The 16,144-nt window shown below is 68.1% G+C and carries 17 protein-coding genes; 4 read left to right on the top strand and 13 right to left on the bottom strand.

Annotated elements, in window-relative coordinates:
- The first annotated feature begins 38 nt into the window (after window positions 1–38).
- From folD to M9799_RS16185, 3 genes are all read left to right on the top strand, one after another.
- Window positions 39–893 (top strand): bifunctional methylenetetrahydrofolate dehydrogenase/methenyltetrahydrofolate cyclohydrolase FolD, encoded by an 855-nt coding sequence (folD, locus tag M9799_RS16195; RefSeq protein WP_231042341.1) that lies wholly within the window; start codon window positions 39–41, stop codon window positions 891–893.
- A 115-nt stretch (window positions 894–1,008) separates the two neighbouring features.
- The gene (locus M9799_RS16190; RefSeq protein ID WP_231042340.1) at window positions 1,009–3,066 is read left to right on the top strand and encodes a M3 family metallopeptidase; all 2,058 of its coding nucleotides are present in this window, start codon (window positions 1,009–1,011) and stop codon (window positions 3,064–3,066) included.
- Between the two features lie 64 nt (window positions 3,067–3,130).
- Entirely contained in the window at window positions 3,131–3,796 is a 666-nt protein-coding gene (locus M9799_RS16185; RefSeq protein WP_231042339.1) for a glutaredoxin family protein, read from the top strand.
- 6 nt (window positions 3,797–3,802) lie between these two features.
- Here M9799_RS16185 and rpiA read toward each other — a convergent pair whose 3' ends face one another.
- The gene (gene rpiA / locus M9799_RS16180) at window positions 3,803–4,495 is read right to left on the bottom strand and encodes a ribose-5-phosphate isomerase RpiA (protein ID WP_231042338.1); all 693 of its coding nucleotides are present in this window, start codon (window positions 4,493–4,495) and stop codon (window positions 3,803–3,805) included.
- Window positions 4,496–4,529: 34 nt separating this feature from the next.
- On the opposite strand from rpiA, the gene M9799_RS16175 reads away from it, so the two are divergent.
- Entirely contained in the window at window positions 4,530–5,576 is a 1,047-nt protein-coding gene (locus M9799_RS16175; protein ID WP_231042337.1) for a quinone-dependent dihydroorotate dehydrogenase, read from the top strand.
- A 54-nt stretch (window positions 5,577–5,630) separates the two neighbouring features.
- Here M9799_RS16175 and M9799_RS16170 read toward each other — a convergent pair whose 3' ends face one another.
- The 12 genes from M9799_RS16170 to M9799_RS16115 all read right to left on the bottom strand — a co-directional run bounded on the left by M9799_RS16170 (window position 5,631) and on the right by M9799_RS16115 (window position 16,068).
- On the bottom strand, window positions 5,631–5,972 hold the full coding sequence (locus tag M9799_RS16170) for a hypothetical protein (RefSeq protein ID WP_231042336.1): 342 nt from the start codon (window positions 5,970–5,972) through the stop codon (window positions 5,631–5,633).
- Entirely contained in the window at window positions 5,969–6,370 is a 402-nt protein-coding gene (locus M9799_RS16165) for a phage holin family protein (RefSeq protein WP_231042335.1), read from the bottom strand. Before M9799_RS16165 ends, M9799_RS16170 begins: the two co-directional genes overlap by 4 nt.
- 24 nt (window positions 6,371–6,394) lie before the next feature.
- On the bottom strand, window positions 6,395–6,706 hold the full coding sequence (locus tag M9799_RS16160) for a DUF883 family protein (RefSeq protein WP_231042334.1): 312 nt from the start codon (window positions 6,704–6,706) through the stop codon (window positions 6,395–6,397).
- 127 nt (window positions 6,707–6,833) lie between these two features.
- Complete coding sequence (locus M9799_RS16155) at window positions 6,834–7,940, bottom strand: NAD(P)/FAD-dependent oxidoreductase (protein ID WP_231042333.1); 1,107 nt, start codon at window positions 7,938–7,940, stop codon at window positions 6,834–6,836.
- A gap of 70 nt (window positions 7,941–8,010) precedes the next feature.
- Window positions 8,011–9,003, bottom strand: a complete 993-nt coding sequence (locus tag M9799_RS16150; protein ID WP_231042332.1) for a Bug family tripartite tricarboxylate transporter substrate binding protein — start codon at window positions 9,001–9,003, stop codon at window positions 8,011–8,013.
- A 64-nt stretch (window positions 9,004–9,067) separates the two neighbouring features.
- A complete protein-coding gene (locus M9799_RS16145; protein WP_231042701.1) occupies window positions 9,068–9,523 on the bottom strand; it encodes a MaoC family dehydratase in 456 nt (151 codons plus the stop codon).
- Window positions 9,524–9,597: 74 nt separating this feature from the next.
- Window positions 9,598–10,800: a CaiB/BaiF CoA transferase family protein gene (locus tag M9799_RS16140; RefSeq protein WP_231042331.1), complete on the bottom strand. Its 1,203-nt coding sequence runs from the start codon at window positions 10,798–10,800 to the stop codon at window positions 9,598–9,600.
- A 14-nt stretch (window positions 10,801–10,814) separates the two neighbouring features.
- Window positions 10,815–11,603, bottom strand: a complete 789-nt coding sequence (locus M9799_RS16135) for a crotonase/enoyl-CoA hydratase family protein (protein WP_231042330.1) — start codon at window positions 11,601–11,603, stop codon at window positions 10,815–10,817.
- 31 nt (window positions 11,604–11,634) lie between these two features.
- The gene (locus M9799_RS16130) at window positions 11,635–12,678 is read right to left on the bottom strand and encodes an acyl-CoA dehydrogenase family protein (RefSeq protein ID WP_231042329.1); all 1,044 of its coding nucleotides are present in this window, start codon (window positions 12,676–12,678) and stop codon (window positions 11,635–11,637) included.
- A gap of 11 nt (window positions 12,679–12,689) precedes the next feature.
- Complete coding sequence (locus M9799_RS16125; RefSeq protein ID WP_231042328.1) at window positions 12,690–13,847, bottom strand: acyl-CoA dehydrogenase family protein; 1,158 nt, start codon at window positions 13,845–13,847, stop codon at window positions 12,690–12,692.
- A complete protein-coding gene (locus M9799_RS16120; RefSeq protein WP_231042327.1) occupies window positions 13,844–15,091 on the bottom strand; it encodes a CaiB/BaiF CoA transferase family protein in 1,248 nt (415 codons plus the stop codon). Before M9799_RS16120 ends, M9799_RS16125 begins: the two co-directional genes overlap by 4 nt.
- On the bottom strand, window positions 15,088–16,068 hold the full coding sequence (locus tag M9799_RS16115) for a Bug family tripartite tricarboxylate transporter substrate binding protein (protein ID WP_231042326.1): 981 nt from the start codon (window positions 16,066–16,068) through the stop codon (window positions 15,088–15,090). Before M9799_RS16115 ends, M9799_RS16120 begins: the two co-directional genes overlap by 4 nt.
- Between the last annotated feature and the right edge of the window lie 76 nt (window positions 16,069–16,144).

Genomic DNA, 16,144 nt, shown 5'->3' with positions numbered 1-16,144 from the left:
GCAAGACGCTAGCAGCATTTTTTATTGAGAATTCAGACATGACAGCCCAACTCATCGACGGCAACGCCCTCTCCCGCCAACTGCGCCAGGAAGTCGCCACCCGCGCCGCGGCGCTCAAGGCGCGCGGCGCCACCGCCGGCCTCGCCGTAGTGCTGGTGGGCGACAACCCGGCCAGCCAGGTCTATGTGCGCAACAAGGTCAAGGCCTGCGAGGAATCCGGCCTGCACTCGGTGCTGGAGAAGTACGATGCAGGCATGACCGAAGCCGAGCTGCTGGCGCGCGTCGAAGCGCTCAACAACGACCCCAGCATCCACGGCATCCTGGTGCAGCTGCCGTTGCCGGCGCACATCGACGACCACAAGGTCATCGAAGCCATCTCGCCGCTCAAGGACGTCGATGGCTTCCACGTCGCCAGCGCCGGCGCATTGATGGTCGGCGAGGTCGGCTTCAAGGCCTGCACGCCCTATGGCTGCATGAAGATGCTGGAGTCGATCGGCATGAAGGACCTGCGCGGCAAGCACGCGGTGGTCATCGGCCGCTCGAACATCGTCGGCAAGCCGATGGCCATGATGCTGCTGCAGGCGAATGCCACCGTGACCATCTGCCACAGCGGCACGGCCGATCTGGCAGCGATGACGCGCCAGGCCGACATCGTGGTGGCCGCCGTGGGCAAGCGCGACGTGCTGACGGCCGATATGGTCAAGCCCGGCGCGGTGGTCATTGATGTGGGCATGAACCGCAACGACGAAGGCAAGCTCTGCGGCGACGTGGATTTCGCTGGCGTCAAGGAAGTCGCGGGCTACATTACCCCTGTGCCGGGCGGTGTGGGGCCGATGACGATTACCATGCTTTTGGTCAACACCATGGAAGCTGCCGAACGTTCGGCAGCTTGATTCGGCGCCCCCGTTCGTCCTGCTCCCGGGCCTGCCCGGGATCGAAGGATGAATGGTCGAAGTGCAACCGATACTCACGCTTGAAATCACCAGTTACGCCGTCAAATAAACCCGCATGAGCAATCCACTTCTCGACAAAACCGACCTGCCCCTGTTCGACCGCATCCAGCCCGAGCACGTGCAGCCCGCGATCACTCAACTGATGGAGCAGGCCAGCCAGGCGCTGGAGACGGTGACCGCGGCGGACTTTCCCGCGCGGTGGGAAGCGATTGCCGGCGTGCTGGACGTCGCGACCGAGAAGTTCTCGAGCGCCTGGGGCGCCGTGAGCCACCTCAACAGCGTGGCCGACACGCCCGAGCTGCGCGCGGCCTACAACGAGATGCTGCCCGTGGTCACCGAGTTCTGGACCCGCCTGGGCGCCGACGAGCGGCTGTACGCCAAGTACAAGGCCATCGACCCCGATACGCTCAACCCCGAGCAGCGCCGCGCCTGGGACAATTCCATCCGCAATTTCGTGCTTTCGGGCGCTGAGCTGCAGGGCGAGGCCAAGCAGCGCTTCGCGCAGATCCAGGAGCGCTCGGCCGAGCTGAGCCAGAAGTTCAGCGAGAACGCGCTCGACGCCACCGATGCCTTTGCCTACTACGCCACGCTCGATGAGCTCGACGGCGTGCCCGCCGATGTGCAGCAGGCCGCGCGCGCCGCGGCCGAAGCCGAGGGCAAGGAAGGCTACAAGCTCACGCTGAAGATGCCCTGCTACCTGCCGGTGATGCAGTTCGCGCGCCGCAGCCGGCTGCGCGAGACGCTCTACAAGGCCTATGTGACGCGCGCCTCCGACCAGGCTCCGGCCGAGGCCACGAAGTTCGACAACAGCGCCAACATCCGCGAGATCCTGGCGCTGCGCCACGAGGAAGCGCAGCTGCTGGGCTATGCCAACTTCGCCGAGCTGTCCTTGGTCACGAAGATGGCCCAGTCGCCCGCCGAGGTCATCGCCTTCCTGCGCGACCTGGCGCGCCGCGCGCGCCCCCATGCGCAGAAGGACGTGGCCGACCTGCGCGCCTTTGCCGCCGCCGAACTGGGCCTGGCCGATCCCCAGCCCTGGGACTGGAGCTACGTGGCCGAGAAGCTCAAGGAAGCGCGCTATGCCTTCAGCGAGCAGGAGGTCAAGCAGTACTTCCCCGCGCCGAAGGTGCTCGCCGGCCTGTTCAAGATCGTCGAGGACCTGTTCGAGGTCCGCATCCGCCGCGATGTCGCGCCGGTGTGGAACCCGGCCGTCGAGTTCTACCGCATCGAGCGCATTGGCGCCGAGGGCCCGCAGCTGGTCGGCCAGTTCTATCTGGACCAGCCGGCACGCAAGGGCAAGCGCGGCGGCGCCTGGATGGATGACGTGCGCGCGCGCTGGCTGCGCCCCGACAACCACCAGCTGCAGACTCCGGTCGCGCACCTGGTGTGCAACTTCGCCGATGGCGTGGACGGCAAGCCCGCGCTGCTCACACATGACGACGTGATCACGCTGTTCCATGAAACCGGCCACGGCCTGCACCATCTGCTGACCCAGGTGAACGAGCGCGATGTCTCCGGCATCAGCGGCGTCGAGTGGGACGCGGTCGAGCTGCCGAGCCAGTTCATGGAGAACTTCTGCTGGGAGTGGAACGTGCTCGAGCACATGACGGCCCATGTGGAAACCGGCGAGCCGCTGCCGCGCGCGCTGTTCGACAAGATGCTGGCGGCGAAGAACTTCCAGAGCGGCATGGCCACGCTGCGCCAGATCGAGTTCTCGCTGTTCGACATGCTGCTGCACACTGCGACCCCGCCGGTCGAGGACATCATGCCGCTGCTGGCCCAGGTGCGCGAGGAAGTGGCGGTGCTGCCCGCTCCGCCCTACAGCCGCACGGCCCATACCTTCAGCCACATCTTCGCCGGCGGCTACGCAGCAGGCTACTACAGCTACAAATGGGCCGAGGTGCTGAGCGCCGACGCCTATGCGGCCTTCGAGGAAACCCAGCTGCCCGACGGCAGCAATGCGCCGGAGACCGGCCGACGCTACCGCGCCGCCATCCTCGAGGCGGGCGGCAGCCGCTCGGCCATGGACTCGTTCAAGGCCTTCCGCGGCAGAGAGCCCTCGCTCGATGCGCTGCTGCGCCACCAGGGCATGGCGGAACCCGAAGCCGCCTGAAGTACGTGTGGGCGGCCAGGCCACCTGCGCGCTTTGCAAGCCTCTTTGTCTGCCAGGATCCGCGATGCAATCCCTGCCCTCCTTCCATCGCCCCCTGCTGCTGGCTGCAGCCAGCCTGGCCCTGGCTGCCAGCCTGGTGCAGGCCGCCTCGGCGCAGATGATCTACCGCAGCGTGGGCCCCGACGGGCGCCTGACCTTTTCCGATCGCGAGCTCAGTGCCGCACGCCCTGCCGCCCCGGCGGATGTGCGTGCGCCTGCGCCGCCGGCGGGCGATGCGCTGCCCTATGCGCTGCGCGAAGTGCAGGCGCGTTTCCCCGTGACGCTTTACACGGCGGGCAACTGCAGCCCCTGCGCCAGCGCGCGCGCGCTGCTGACACTGCGCGGCATTCCCTTCACCGAATTCACCGTGCAGACCGACGCGGACGCGCAGGCGCTGCGCGCGCTCAGCGGCCAGGACCTGCTGCCCTTTGCCACCATCGGCCGGCAGCATGTCAGCGGCTTTGCAGCCGACGAATGGCGCCAATACCTCGATGCGGCGGGCTATCCGCAGACCTCGGGCCTGCCTGCCAACTATCGCCCGCCCGCGCCGCGCGCGCTGGCGCCGGTGACGCCTGCGCGGGCAGCAGCGGCTGCCGCCCCATCCTCAGGCACTGCCGGCCGCGGCGCACCCACGCCGCCGCCATCCACCAGCCGCGTGACCCCGACCAATCCCGCAGGGCTGAGCTTCTGAGCCGGATCAGTAGCTGATCGTGCGCACACCCTGCGCCGTGCCCAGCAGGCACACGGCGGCCTTCTGGTGTGCGAACACGCCCACCGTCACCACGCCGGGCCACTGATTGACTTCGCATTCGAAGGCCAGCGGATCGGTGATCGACAGCCCGCGCACGTCGAGGATGTGCTGGCCGTTGTCCGTGACCAGCGGCTGGCCGTCGCGCAGGCGCAGCGTGGCCTGCGCGCCCTTGACCTCGAAGCGGCGTGCGATCTGCTTGGCAGCCATGGGAATGACCTCGACCGGCAGCGGGAACGTGCCCAGCGCTTCGACCAGCTTGGATTCGTCGGCGATGCACACGAAGCGCTGCGCCAGGGCCGCCACGATCTTCTCGCGCGTCAGGGCCGCGCCGCCGCCCTTGACCATATGGCCGTTGCCGTCGATCTCGTCGGCGCCATCGATGTAGACCGACAGCGACTCGACTTCGTTGGCATCGAACACCTTGATGCCCAGCGCCTGCAGGCGCTCGGTGCTGGCCACCGAGCTCGAGACCGCGCCCTCGATCTGGCCCTTGATCGTGGCCAGCGCGTCGATGAACTTGTTCACCGTGGAGCCGGTGCCCACGCCGACGATCTCGCCGGGTTTGACGTACTGGAGGGCGGCTTGCCCCACCAGGGTTTTGAGTTCATCTTGGGAAAGGGCTGCGGCAGGTGTCGTCATGGGAGAAAATCGGTAGTAATCACCGGATTATCCAATGTCTCTCATTCCCTATGCCCTGGCCCGCCCCCTTTTGTTCCGCCTCGACGCCGAAGCGGCCCACGACCTGACGATGAACCTGCTGGCGCGCGGCCAGGGCACGCCGCTGCAGTGGGCCTGGTCGCAGCCCATGGTTTCCGATCCCGTGGAGCTGGCCGGCCTGCGCTTTCCCAACCGCGTGGGCATGGCCGCCGGGCTGGACAAGAACGCGCGCTGCATCGACGCGCTGTGCGCCATGGGCTTCGGCTTCGTCGAGGTCGGCACCGTGACCCCCAAGCCCCAGCCCGGCAATCCCCAGCCGCGCATGTTCCGCATTCCGCAGGCGCGCGCACTGGTCAACCGCCTGGGCTTCAACAACCAGGGGCTCGATGCGTTCGTCGCCAACGTGCGCCGCTCGCAGTGCCGCGCCAGCGGCAAGCCGATGCTGCTGGGCCTGAACATCGGCAAGAATGCCGCCACTCCCATCGAAGAGGCCACGAGCGATTACCTGATCGCGCTCGAAGGCGTGTATCCGCATGCCGACTATGTCACGGTGAACATCAGCTCGCCGAACACCAAGAACCTGCGTGCGCTGCAGACCGACGAAGCGCTCGATGCACTGCTGGGCGCCATTGCCGCGCGCCGCGAGCAGCTGGCGCAACAGCAGGGCCGGCGCGTGCCGGTGTTCGTGAAGATCGCGCCCGATCTCGATGCCGACCAGGTCACCGTGATTTCCGCCGTGCTGCAGCGCCATGGCATGGATGGCGTCATTGCCACCAACACCACCATCCGCCGCGAGGCCGTGGCCGGCATGCCGCATGCCGAGGAGGCGGGCGGCCTGTCGGGCGCGCCCGTGCGCGAGGCCAGCAACCAGGTGATCCGCCAGCTGCGCGCGGCGCTCGGCCCCTCTTTTCCCATCATCGGCGTGGGCGGCATCATGAGCGCCGGAGATGCGGTGGAGAAGATCCGCGCGGGCGCGGACGTGGTGCAGATCTACAGCGGACTGATCTACGAAGGCCCGGCACTGGTCGAGCGCGCGGCCAGGGCCATCCAGCAGATGCGCTGAATGCAAAAAGCCGCGGCTGCAGGCAGCGCGCGGCTTCTTGAAGGGGTGGCGTTTTCAGCGCCGGAACTTGGCGACCAGCGGCAGCACGATGCCGGCCCAGCGGATCAGGCGGCGCGGCCCGATCATCAGCGCCGCGCCGGCTGCCACGGCCGCAGCCATGGGATGCAGGCGCGCAAATGCCAGGGCACGCTCGGACAAGGGGCCGCTGTGCGGCATTGCCGGGCCATGGCTGCTGCGCAGCGCCAGGGCCTGCGCCCGGGCGTTGCGGCGTGCGGCCAGGCGCTCGCGCTGCGCCGCGATGCGCTGCAGCACGGCGCGCTGCTCGTCGGTGGCGGACACGTCCGCAATGGCGGTGTCCACCGTGGCGGAGACGGTTGCATTGGTGGCAGTGTTCACAGTCGCTCCTTCAGTGCACGCCAGTCCTGGGCCAGCTCGTTGCGCGTCAATGCAAACGGGTTGTTCACCTTGCGCAGCGTGGCGTACATCCATGCCAGCAGCCCGGCCCAGATGACCAGCCAGACGCCAGCCACGCTCCAAGCGACCGTGAGGCGCTGGGGCGTGTCCCAGAAATGCACCATCAGTGCGATGGACAGCACCGTCAACGTCACGATGGTGAGCGCCACCAGCACGGCGCCCAGGATCACGAGCCGGACCAGGCGCGTTTTCTGCTCCAGCAGCTCCAGCTTGGCGAGCTCCAGCCGGTCCTCCGCAGCAATCGCGCCCTCGATGACATTGGCGCGCCAGCGCGCGACGAATGCATCGATGCCTAGTATCGACAACCAGTTGACATCCATATCTATTGGACGGTGGTTGCCGGATCAGCGGCGGGACAGCAGGAAGCCGATGACCGCGCCGGCAGCCAGTGCCGCGCCGGCAACGCGCCATGGCTCGTCGTGGGCGTACTGGTCGGCGGCCTTGGCCGCATCCTTGGCCTGGCGCGCGGCTTCGCGTGCGGCGCTCAGGGCGGATTCACGCGCGCTGTCGATGCCTTCATCGAGTTTCTTGCGCAGCACCTCGATCTCGGGGACGGCATCCAGCGTCTTGCTGTCGAGCAGCCCGCGCAAATCACTCACCAGTTTTTCCAGGTCGGAAGGTGCATTGGCGATGGTTTGGGATACGGATTTCGTCATGGAGGCCTTTCGGATGGAAAAAGAATAGAACTGCGACAGTTTCCAGTCGCCATGGCGCTGGAAAAGTCTCGCAGCCATCTTAGCCAAAGCCATTGCGCGGACCTAGAGAATCCGGGCCGCTCGGCTGTCAGACGGTTCCTACCATCTGCGTGACCTCCTCCGCCAGCGCCAGGCAACTGGTCAGCCCCGGAGACTCGATGCCGAACAGGTTCACCAGGCCCGGCACGCCATGCTCGCGTGGTCCCTGCAGCACGAAGTCCGCGGCGGGCGCATCCGGTGCATTGATCTTGGGCCGGATGCCGGCGTAGCCCGGAGCGAGCGCGCCGTCGGGCAAAGCCGGCCAATAGGCACGCACGGCCGCATAGAACACATCGCCGCGGCGCGGGTCGACCACCAGGTCATCGGGGCTGCCGACCCATTCCACGTCCGGGCCGAACTTGGCCTGGCCGCCCATATCCAGCGTCAAATGCACGCCCAGGCCGGCGGCCTCCGGAACCGGGTAGATCAGGCGCGAGAACGGGCTGCGGCCGGCGAGCGTGAAATAGCTGCCCTTGGCGTAATGGGCGACGGGCACGGCTGCCGGCGGCAGCCCCTCGAAGCTGCGTGCCAGGTCCGGGGCCTGCAGGCCGGCGGAATTGACGACGGTGCGCGCCAGCAACTCCATGCCGTCGGCCGTGTGCAGCAGGATGCCCTCGGGCAGTACCTGCGCGCCGGTGACACGCGCATGCAAGGCCACCAGCCCGCCGGCATTTTCCAGATCGCCCTGCAGCGACAGCATCAGCGCATGGCTGTCGATGATGCCGGTGCTCGGCGAGTGCAGCGCCGCCACGCAGTGCAGCGCCGGCTCCAGCGCCTGGGCCTGGGCCGCGTCCAACAGGGCCAGGTCGTCGACCCCATTGGCAAGTGCCTTGGCGCGGATGGCCTCCAGGGTGCTGCGCTGCGCCTCGCTGGTGGCGACGATCAGCTTGCCGCAGCGCTGGAAGGGCACGCCGCGCTCCGCGCAATAGGCATAGAGCAGCTGCTTGCCGCGAACGCACAGCCGCGCCTTGAGCGAGCCCTCGGGGTAATAGATGCCGGCATGGATGACCTCGCTGTTGCGCGAACTGGTGCCGGTGCCGATCGCGTCGGCCGCCTCCAGCACCATCACCTCCCGCCCCTGCAAGGCCAGCGCACGCGCCACGGCCAGGCCCACGACTCCGGCGCCGATCACGACGCAATCCACACTTTCACGCATTGCCACCCCCGCTTGGAAAACAGGGATTTTGCCGCTGAATTGGCGACCGCGCGCTGATCCGGTGCGGCGCTCAGTCCAGCGCCACGCCGGTCACGGCCACGACCTCCTTCCAGCGCCTGAGTTCCTTTTGCAGGTAGGCGCCGTATTCCGCCGGGCTCGAGCCCAGCGCTTCGGTGCCCTGCTGCGCCAGCTTGGCCAGCACCTCGGGATCCTTGAGCGCGCGGTTCACCGCCGTGTTCAGGCGCGTGATGACCTCGGGCGGCGTGCCCGCCGGCACCATGATGCCCTGCCAGGCGCCGGCCTCGAAGCCGCGCAGGCCCGACTCGGCCAGCGTGGGCACGTCGGGGAACAGCGACATGCGCTCGGCCGTGGTGACGGCCAGCAGGTTCATGTGCCGGCTCTTGATGAACGGAACGACGGAGTTGATGGTGTCGGTAAGGAAGTCGAGCTGGCCGCTGGCCAGCGCCAGATCCGCGGGCGCGCTGCCCTTGTAGGGCACATGCGTGGCCTGCAGCTGCGCCGCGTGCAGCATCTGGAATGCCGCCAGGTGCGTCACATTGCCGTTGCCCGCGGAGCCGTAGGAAGCCTTGCCGTTCTGGGCCTTGAGCCAGGCCATGAACTCGGGCACGTTCCTGGCCGGCAGGTCCTGGCGCGTGACCAGCGCCAGCGGCACCACGGCCGTGAGCGCCACCGGTGCCAGCTCCTTGTTCACGTCGTAGCTGAGCTTCTTGTACAGCGCCGGGCTGAGCGCGATCGAGGAGGTGTTGTAGAGCACCGTGTAGCCATCGGGCGCGGCCTTGGCCACGGCGGCGTTGCCGATGTTGCCGTTGGCGCCGGGCTTGTTGTCAATGACGATGCCCTGCCCCAGTTGCTGCCCGATGTTCTGCGCCAGCAGCCGCGCGACGATATCCGTGGGCCCGCCCGGCGGGAACGGCACCACCATGGTGATCGGCTTGCTGGGCCAGGCGGTCTGCGCCCATGCCGTGGGCAGCAGGCACACACCGGCGATTGCGGCGGTGCCCAGCACCTGCCGGATACGTACTGCCTTGCTGTCGTTCTTCATGCTTGTCTCCTCTTGGGTGGTTTGCATTCGAAGCCGATGCCTCTGCGGGCACTGCGGCGGGGTTTCACTGCGCCGGGCGCCCGGCCAGCAGGCGCTTGGCCACATAGCTCATGACGAGCTGCTGCTTTTGGTTCCAGACATCGATGCGCGACGTGACCACCGCGCGGCCGCTGCGCGAGGTGGGGCGGATCTCGGTGACCTCGATCACCGCATGCACGGTGTCGCCCACGACCACGGGCGCGAAGATCTTCTGCTGCAGCTCCAGCATCGCCAGTCCGGTGCCCTGGATCATGGTCTGCAGGATCAGCCCCTCGATGAGGCAATAGGTCAGCGCGCCGGGCACGGGCCGCCCCGCCATTGCCGCGCCCTCATAGCCCTCCTCGATGAAGATCGCTTCGAGCATGCCGGTGACACCGATGAAGTTGACCAGATCGGTCTCGGTCACCGTGCGCCTGAAAGTGCGAAAGCACTGGCCGGTCTGCAGTTCCTGCCAGACATAGCCCTGCCCCAGCCGCGGCATGCCGGGGGCCGCGGCACGCGCGTTTTCCTGGGCCAGTTCTGTCGGTGTCGAGATATGCGAATTCATTGAATGCCTCAGTCTTGAAGGTTCGGTGTGGGACTGCGCTGGCCCGCAGCCAGCAGCTGGTCGATCAGCTCCGGCGCCAGCCCGGCCTCCAGCAGGCAGCCCCGGGTGTGCTCGCCCAGGCGCGGCGGCACGCGCAGCGGCAGGCGCTGGCCGTCGAAGCGCACCGGGTTGGCGGGAAAGTTCAGCGCGCCCATGGCGGGGTCGTCGAGGCGCTGGAAAAAGCCCGTGGCCTGCAGGTGTGGATCGGCCTGCAGATCGGCCAGCCGGGTGATCGGCGCCACGGGAATCTCCAGCCGTTCGCAGGTCTGCAGCCAGTACGCCGAGCTGCGCGCGCTTATCCGTTCGGCAGCGATCTCGAGCAGGGCATCGATATGCGCGGTGCGCTGCGCCATGCTGCAAAAGCGCGCGTCTTCGGCCAGCTCCGGACGGCCGGTCTCGGCAAAGAAGCGCTGCCAGTGCGCATCTGTGTAGGGCATCATGGCCACATAGCCATCGGATGTGGCATAGGGCCGGCGCGCTGGCGCCATGACGCGCGGATAGCCGGCGCCGGCCAGGGCCGGCGCGAAATGCTGGCCGTACAGGTGCTCGACCAGATTGAAGCCGACCATCGACTCGTACATCGGGATCTCGACGAAACCGCCGTGCCCGGTGCGCTCGCGCCGCATCAGCGCCGCCAGGATGGCATGCGCCGCGACATTGCCGCAGGTCTTGTCGGCGGCCACCATCGGCAGGTAGCGGGCCTTGCCGCCCTGCTGCTGCATCAAGTCGGCAATGCCGCTCATGCCCTGGATCACGTCGTCGTACGCGGGCTTGCCGGCATAGGGGCCGCCCTGCGCAAAGCCATGCAACCCGGCATAGACCAGGCGCGGATGGCGCTCCAGCAGGCTCTCGGGGTCTATGCCCAGGCGCGCCAGCTTCTGCGGTCGCATGCTGTGCATGAACACATCGGCGCGCGCGACCAGCTGCTGCAAGGCGGCGCGCGCCTGCTCCAGGCGCAGGTCCAGCACCACGCTTTTCTTGTTGCGGTTGGTGCCCAGGAACAGCGCGGCCATGCCCTCCTCGCGCGCCGGGCCGGTGCGGCGCGTGGAGTCGCCCTCGGGGGCCTCGACCTTGATCACGGTGGCGCCGTAGTCGCCCAGGATCTGGCTGGCCAGCGGGCCGAACACCACCGTCGAAAGATCCACGACAGTCAAACCTTGCAGCGGCAGCATGCAGCTCTCCTGCGTCACGCAAACTGCGGCTTGCGTTTTTCGATGAAGGCGGTGACCGCCTCGCGGTGGTCTGCGGTCTTGTGGGCCAAGGCCTGATAGCCCGCCGACAGCTCCAGCAGCGAAGCCAGCGAGCTGCCCTGCCCCTCGCGCAGCAGCCGCTTGGTCATGCGCATCACCGCACCGGGATTGGCGGCAATGCGGCGCGCCAGCGCCAGCGCCGTGGGCAGCAGCTCTTGGGCCGGCACCACGCGGCTCACGAGGCCACAGGCCAGTGCCTCCTGCGCATCGATGGCATCGCCGGTGAAAGCCATTTCCGAGGCCTTGGCCAGCCCGACGGCGCGCGGCAGCAGCCAGGCGCCGCCGTCGCCGGGCACGATCCCGACGCGCACGAAGCTTTCGGCAAAGGTGGCGCCGTCGCTGGCAATGCGGATGTCGCACATGCAGGTGAGGTCCAGCCCCGCGCCCACGGCCGGGCCGTTCACGGCGCAGATCACGGGCACGTCGAGCCGGGCCAGCGCCAGCGGCACCCGCTGGATGCCGTTGCGGTATTCGTTGCAGATCTGGTCGGGTGTCACCGCGTCGTCGAAGAAGCGCTGCATGTCCTTGACGTTGCCGCCCGAGCTGAATACCGGACCGGCTCCGGTGAGGATCAGCACCTTCGCGCTGCTGTCCAGGCGCAGCTCCTCGCACAGCTGCACCAGCTCCTGCACGGCGCTGTTGCCGGTGAGAGCATTGCGCGTTTCCGGCTGGTTCATGGTGGCGGTGACGATGCCGCCGTCGCGTTCGATGGAAAGAAATGCCATGGGGGTCTCCAAATTCAACTGATCGGGGAGTTCAGTGCGCCGGCGCGACATCGGTGATGCGCCTGAGCAGGTCCAGCGTCAGGCCCTGGTGTTGCAGCAGCCCTTCGCCCGCCACCCGATGCCAATAGGACTCGCTGCCCGCGGTCTGGCGCCAGGCGTGCAGCCGGCGCGTGTAGAGCTGCAGGTCGTATTCCTCGGTGAAGCCGATCGCGCCATGGATCGCATGTGCGGTCTCGGCCACGGCCAGCGCGGCCTCACTGCAGCGCGCCTTGGCCGTGGCCACGCGCAGGCGGTCGAGCTGCAGGCCCTCGCCACTGCCGCCCGGCGGAGTGCCGCCCAACTGCGCCGCCATGCGTGCCGCAAAGACCTGCTCGCTCATGACCGCCAGTTGATGCTGGATGGCCTGGAACTTGCCGATCGGCCGGCCGAACTGCTGGCGCTCGTTGGCGTACTGCAGCGTGCGCCTGAACACGCTGCCCAGCGCGCCCGCCATCTGTGCGGCAACGAGGGCTGCCTGCAGGGTGCGCATGTCGACGCCCGCAGCCATGGCCACCTGCGGCGCAGCCTGCACCTGCGCGGCGCTCCAATCCAGCGCTGCATCCTCGGCGCGTGCCTGCACGGCGCTGCGGGCATCGGCCACGGCCAGCAGGCGGCATTCGCTGCCCACCTGCACCAGCACCGCATCGGCCGCATGGGCGCTGCGCACCATCGCGCAATGCACCCCGCCATCGGCCAGGAGCCGGCCCGTGGCCAGCGCAATGATCTGTCCGGATTGCGGCTGCCCGCCCTGGTCCAGCACGGCGCGCGCGGCCATGGTCTCGCCCAGGGGCAAGGGCAGTGCGTGGGCTCCGCATTGCTCCAGCACGCCAAAGGCCTGCGCCAGGCCCAGGCCGGCTCCGCCCCGGTCTTCCTCCAGCATGGCATCGGCCAGGCCCGTGGCTTCGAGCTGCGTCCACAGCGCGCGCGCCTCGGGCGCCTGCAGGCCCCGGTCTTCGATGGCGCGCACGACGCCCGGCGTGCACCGGTCGGCCAGCACCGCGCGCGCGGCGTCGGCAAACATGTCGGTCTCGTTCATTTCATCTCCTTTCAGCGCAATCCCAGGCCGCGCGCAATCATTCCGCGCAGGATGTCGCGCGTGCCGCCGCGCAGCGAGAACGAGGGCGAGGCCTCGGTCACGTACTTGAGCGTCATCAGCAGCTCCACCGGCAGGTCTTCCGACTCGGCCGCAAACAGCGCGTCGGCTATTGACGCGGGAATGAACTGCTCGAGCGTGGTGCCCAGTTCCTTGACCAGCGCTGCCTCGATGATCGGGCTGCCTCCCTCGGCGAGCCTCTGCTGCACCGCCACCGACATCGCGCGCAGCGGCGCCAGCTGCGTCAGCACCTTGCCGGCCAGCAGCACGGCGGCTTCGCTGCGCCCGGCGGGCGTGCGCACCCAGTCGAGCCACTGATCGAACAGCACGATGCTGGAGAACAGCCGCTCGGGGCCGCTGCGCTCGAAGGCCAGCTCCGCTGTCACCTGCTCCCAGCCCTGGCCTTCGGCACCGATGAGGGCGTCCAGGCCCAGCTGCACGTTGTCGAAGAACACCTCGCAGAAATGGCTGTCGCCCGAAAGGTCCTCGATGGGCCGCACAGTGATGCCGGGCAGCGACAGATCGACGATCACCTGCGACAGGCCGCGCTGGCGGTCCTCGGCGCTGCCCGAGGTGCGCACCAGCGCAATCATGTATTGGCAGTGGTGGGCATTGGTGGTCCAGATCTTCTGGCCGTTGAGCAAGAAGCCCTGCGCATTGGGGACGGCGCGCGTGGCCACGCTGGCCAGGTCCGAGCCGGCGTTGGGCTCGCTCATGCCGATGCAGAAGAAAGCCTCGCCGCGGCATACGCGCGGGATGTAGAAGCGCTTTTGCGCCTCGGTGCCGTATTTCAGGATCAGAGGCGCGCTCTGCCGGTCGGCAATCCAGTGCGAGCCCACGGGCGCGCCGAAGTTCAGGAACTCCTCCACCAGCACATAGCGCGCAAAGGCGCTGCGCCCGCCGCCGCCATATTCCCTGGGCAGCGTCACGCCGATCCAGCCGCGCGCGCCCAGCTGGCGGCTGAACTCGGTGCTGTAGCCGCCCCAGGAGCGCGCGCGTAGGTGCGCCGGCATCTCCTTCGTGGCCTGCGCGAGGAACGCGCGCACCTCGGCGCGCAGCGCTTCGTCCTGCGCGGGAATGCATGTCAATGCAAGCGAATCAAGGGTACTCATCCCACCACTCCGTTGTCTCTGTAGGTCTGCAATTGCCCAGGGCCCAGGCCCAGCAGGCGCGCCAGCACCGCATCGGTGTGCTGGCCCAGCTGCGGCGGCGCATGGCGGTAGCGCACCGGCGTGTCCGACAGCCGTATCGGGCTGGCGACCAGCGGCACCTCCCCGGCGACGGGGTGCCGCATGCTGAACTGCATACCGCGCGCCTGCACCTGCGGGTCGGCAAACACATCCGCCACGGTGTTGATGGGGCCGCAGGGCACGGCATGCCGCTCCAGCAGCGCGATCCAGTCGCGCGTGCTGCGGGCCGGCGTGATGGCGCGGATGCGTTCCACCAATTCCGCCCGATGCTGCAGCCGCCCCGCATTGCTCTTGAAACGCGGGTCCTCGGCCCACCGCGGCTGCCCGATGGCCGTGCAAAAGCGCGCGAACTGGCCGTCGTTGCCTATGGCCAGGATCATGTGGCCGTCCTGCGTGGCGAAGTCCTGGTAGGGCACCGTGTTCGGGTGGGCATTGCCCATGCGCTGCGGCGTCTGGTGCCCGTACAGGTAATTCATGCCCTGGTTGGCCAGGCAGGCCACGCCGACATCGAGCAGCGCCAGATCGATGTGCTGGCCGCGCCCGGTGTGTTCGCGCGCCTGCAGCGCCGCCAGGATGGCGGTGCTGGCATACAGGCCGGTCAGCACATCGGTCAGCGCCACCCCGACCTTCATCGGCCCGCCCCCGGGCGCGCCATCGGGCTGGCCGGTGATGCTCATCAGCCCGCCCATGCCCTGGATCAGGAAGTCATAGCCAGCGCGGTGCGCATAGGGCCCGTCCTGGCCGAAGCCCGTGACCGAGCAATACACCAGGCGCGGATTGAGCGCGCTCAAGCTGGCGTAATCCAGCCCGTATTGCGCCAGCCCACCGGTCTTGAAATTCTCGATCAGCACATCGCATTGCTGCGCCAGCGCGCGCACCAGCGCCTGCCCCTCGGGCTGCGTGAAGTCCACCACGACCGACTGCTTGTTGCGGTTGGTGCACATGTAGTAGGCCGACTCGCCCGTGGACTCGCCGTCGGGCCCGGTGACATGCGGCGGGCCCCAGGCGCGCGTGTCGTCGCCGGTTTGCGGGCGCTCGATCTTGATGACTTCGGCGCCCAGGTCGCCCAGCGTCTGCGCGGCCCAGGGGCCGGCCAGCACGCGCGAGAGATCCAGCACCCTGACATGCTGCAGTGCTTGCGCCGGCATGGCGCTGGCCCGGCTCATTGCTGCGGCACCTTGGCCTGCACGACGATGCGCTTCCACAGCGCGATCTCCCTCTTCTGGAACTCGTGCATCTGCGCCGGCCCGCCGGTCATGGGCGTGGCGCCCAGGCGATCGTAGAACTGGCGCGTCTCGTCCATCCTGGAGATCGCGGTGAAATGCTCGGCAAGCCTGGCGGTTTCCGCCGCCGGCGTCTTCGCGCTGACCATGGCGCCCACCCAGGTGTAGGCCTCGAAGCCCGGCAAGCCCGCCTCGCTGGCCGTGGGCACCTCGGGCGAAGTGGCAACGCGCTTGTCGGAGGCCACCGCCAGCACCTTGACGCGGCCGCCCTTGGCCAGCTCCTGCACCGCCGTGACTTCGGCAAAGGTGTAGTCCACCGTGCCCGAAGCCAGCGCCGTCATGGCCTCGCCCGCGCCCTTGAACGGCACATGCACCGTGCTCAGCTGCGCCGCGTCGTTGAACAGCTCGCCCATCAGCTGGTAGCCGGCGGATCCCGCGCCGAAGTTGACCTGCCCGGGATGCGCCTTGGCATGGGCCATCAGCCCCTTGAGATCGGCATAGGGTGCCTGCGGCTTGACGGCCAGCATGGCCGGCGAGCGCATCATCATGGTGAGCGGCGCGAAATCCTTGAGCGGGTCGTAGGGCAGCTCGCGAAACAGCGCGGCATTGACGGCCAGCGTGGAATTGCTGCCGATGAATACCGTATGCCCATCGGCCGGCGCCGACAGCACCTGCTTGACGGCCAGAAAGCCATTGGCCCCGGGCTTGTTCTCCACCACCACCGCTTGGCCCGTGCGCTCCTGCAGCTTGCGCGCGAAGTAGCGCGCCGAGGTATCCGTGCCGCTGCCCGGGCCGAAGGGCACGACGAACCTGATCGGCTTGCCGGACGCATCCTGCGCCAGGGCCGGCAAAGGCGCCAGAGCGGCGCCGCCAAGCGCGCCCACGGCCAGCCAGCACCCCAGCTTTCTTCTATTGAGCATCTTGTCTCCTTCATTGCCTCTCAGGGCTTGTTGGGAGATGCCAATTTAGGGTGCGCACCTACATTAGGTCCAATAT

Source organism: Comamonas endophytica, from assembly GCF_023634805.2.
Taxonomy (GTDB): domain Bacteria; phylum Pseudomonadota; class Gammaproteobacteria; order Burkholderiales; family Burkholderiaceae_C; genus Comamonas; species Comamonas endophytica.
This window is presented reverse-complemented; position numbering and strand designations above follow the sequence as displayed.

What these genes read in the sequence shown, in the direction of transcription:
- folD (WP_231042341.1), top strand. Translation starts at nt 39, where the DNA reads ATGACAGCCCAACTCATCGACGGCAACGCCCTCTCCCGCCAACTGCGC.
- M9799_RS16190 (WP_231042340.1), top strand. Translation starts at nt 1,009, where the DNA reads ATGAGCAATCCACTTCTCGACAAAACCGACCTGCCCCTGTTCGACCGC.
- M9799_RS16185 (WP_231042339.1), top strand. Translation starts at nt 3,131, where the DNA reads ATGCAATCCCTGCCCTCCTTCCATCGCCCCCTGCTGCTGGCTGCAGCC.
- rpiA (WP_231042338.1), bottom strand. Translation starts at nt 4,495, where the DNA reads ATGACGACACCTGCCGCAGCCCTTTCCCAAGATGAACTCAAAACCCTG.
- M9799_RS16175 (WP_231042337.1), top strand. Translation starts at nt 4,530, where the DNA reads ATGTCTCTCATTCCCTATGCCCTGGCCCGCCCCCTTTTGTTCCGCCTC.
- M9799_RS16165 (WP_231042335.1), bottom strand. Translation starts at nt 6,370, where the DNA reads ATGGATGTCAACTGGTTGTCGATACTAGGCATCGATGCATTCGTCGCG.
- M9799_RS16160 (WP_231042334.1), bottom strand. Translation starts at nt 6,706, where the DNA reads ATGACGAAATCCGTATCCCAAACCATCGCCAATGCACCTTCCGACCTG.
- M9799_RS16155 (WP_231042333.1), bottom strand. Translation starts at nt 7,940, where the DNA reads ATGCGTGAAAGTGTGGATTGCGTCGTGATCGGCGCCGGAGTCGTGGGC.
- M9799_RS16150 (WP_231042332.1), bottom strand. Translation starts at nt 9,003, where the DNA reads ATGAAGAACGACAGCAAGGCAGTACGTATCCGGCAGGTGCTGGGCACC.
- M9799_RS16145 (WP_231042701.1), bottom strand. Translation starts at nt 9,523, where the DNA reads ATGCCGCGGCTGGGGCAGGGCTATGTCTGGCAGGAACTGCAGACCGGC.
- M9799_RS16140 (WP_231042331.1), bottom strand. Translation starts at nt 10,800, where the DNA reads ATGCTGCCGCTGCAAGGTTTGACTGTCGTGGATCTTTCGACGGTGGTG.
- M9799_RS16135 (WP_231042330.1), bottom strand. Translation starts at nt 11,603, where the DNA reads ATGGCATTTCTTTCCATCGAACGCGACGGCGGCATCGTCACCGCCACC.
- M9799_RS16130 (WP_231042329.1), bottom strand. Translation starts at nt 12,678, where the DNA reads ATGAACGAGACCGACATGTTTGCCGACGCCGCGCGCGCGGTGCTGGCC.
- M9799_RS16125 (WP_231042328.1), bottom strand. Translation starts at nt 13,847, where the DNA reads ATGAGTACCCTTGATTCGCTTGCATTGACATGCATTCCCGCGCAGGAC.
- M9799_RS16120 (WP_231042327.1), bottom strand. Translation starts at nt 15,091, where the DNA reads ATGAGCCGGGCCAGCGCCATGCCGGCGCAAGCACTGCAGCATGTCAGG.
- M9799_RS16115 (WP_231042326.1), bottom strand. Translation starts at nt 16,068, where the DNA reads ATGCTCAATAGAAGAAAGCTGGGGTGCTGGCTGGCCGTGGGCGCGCTT.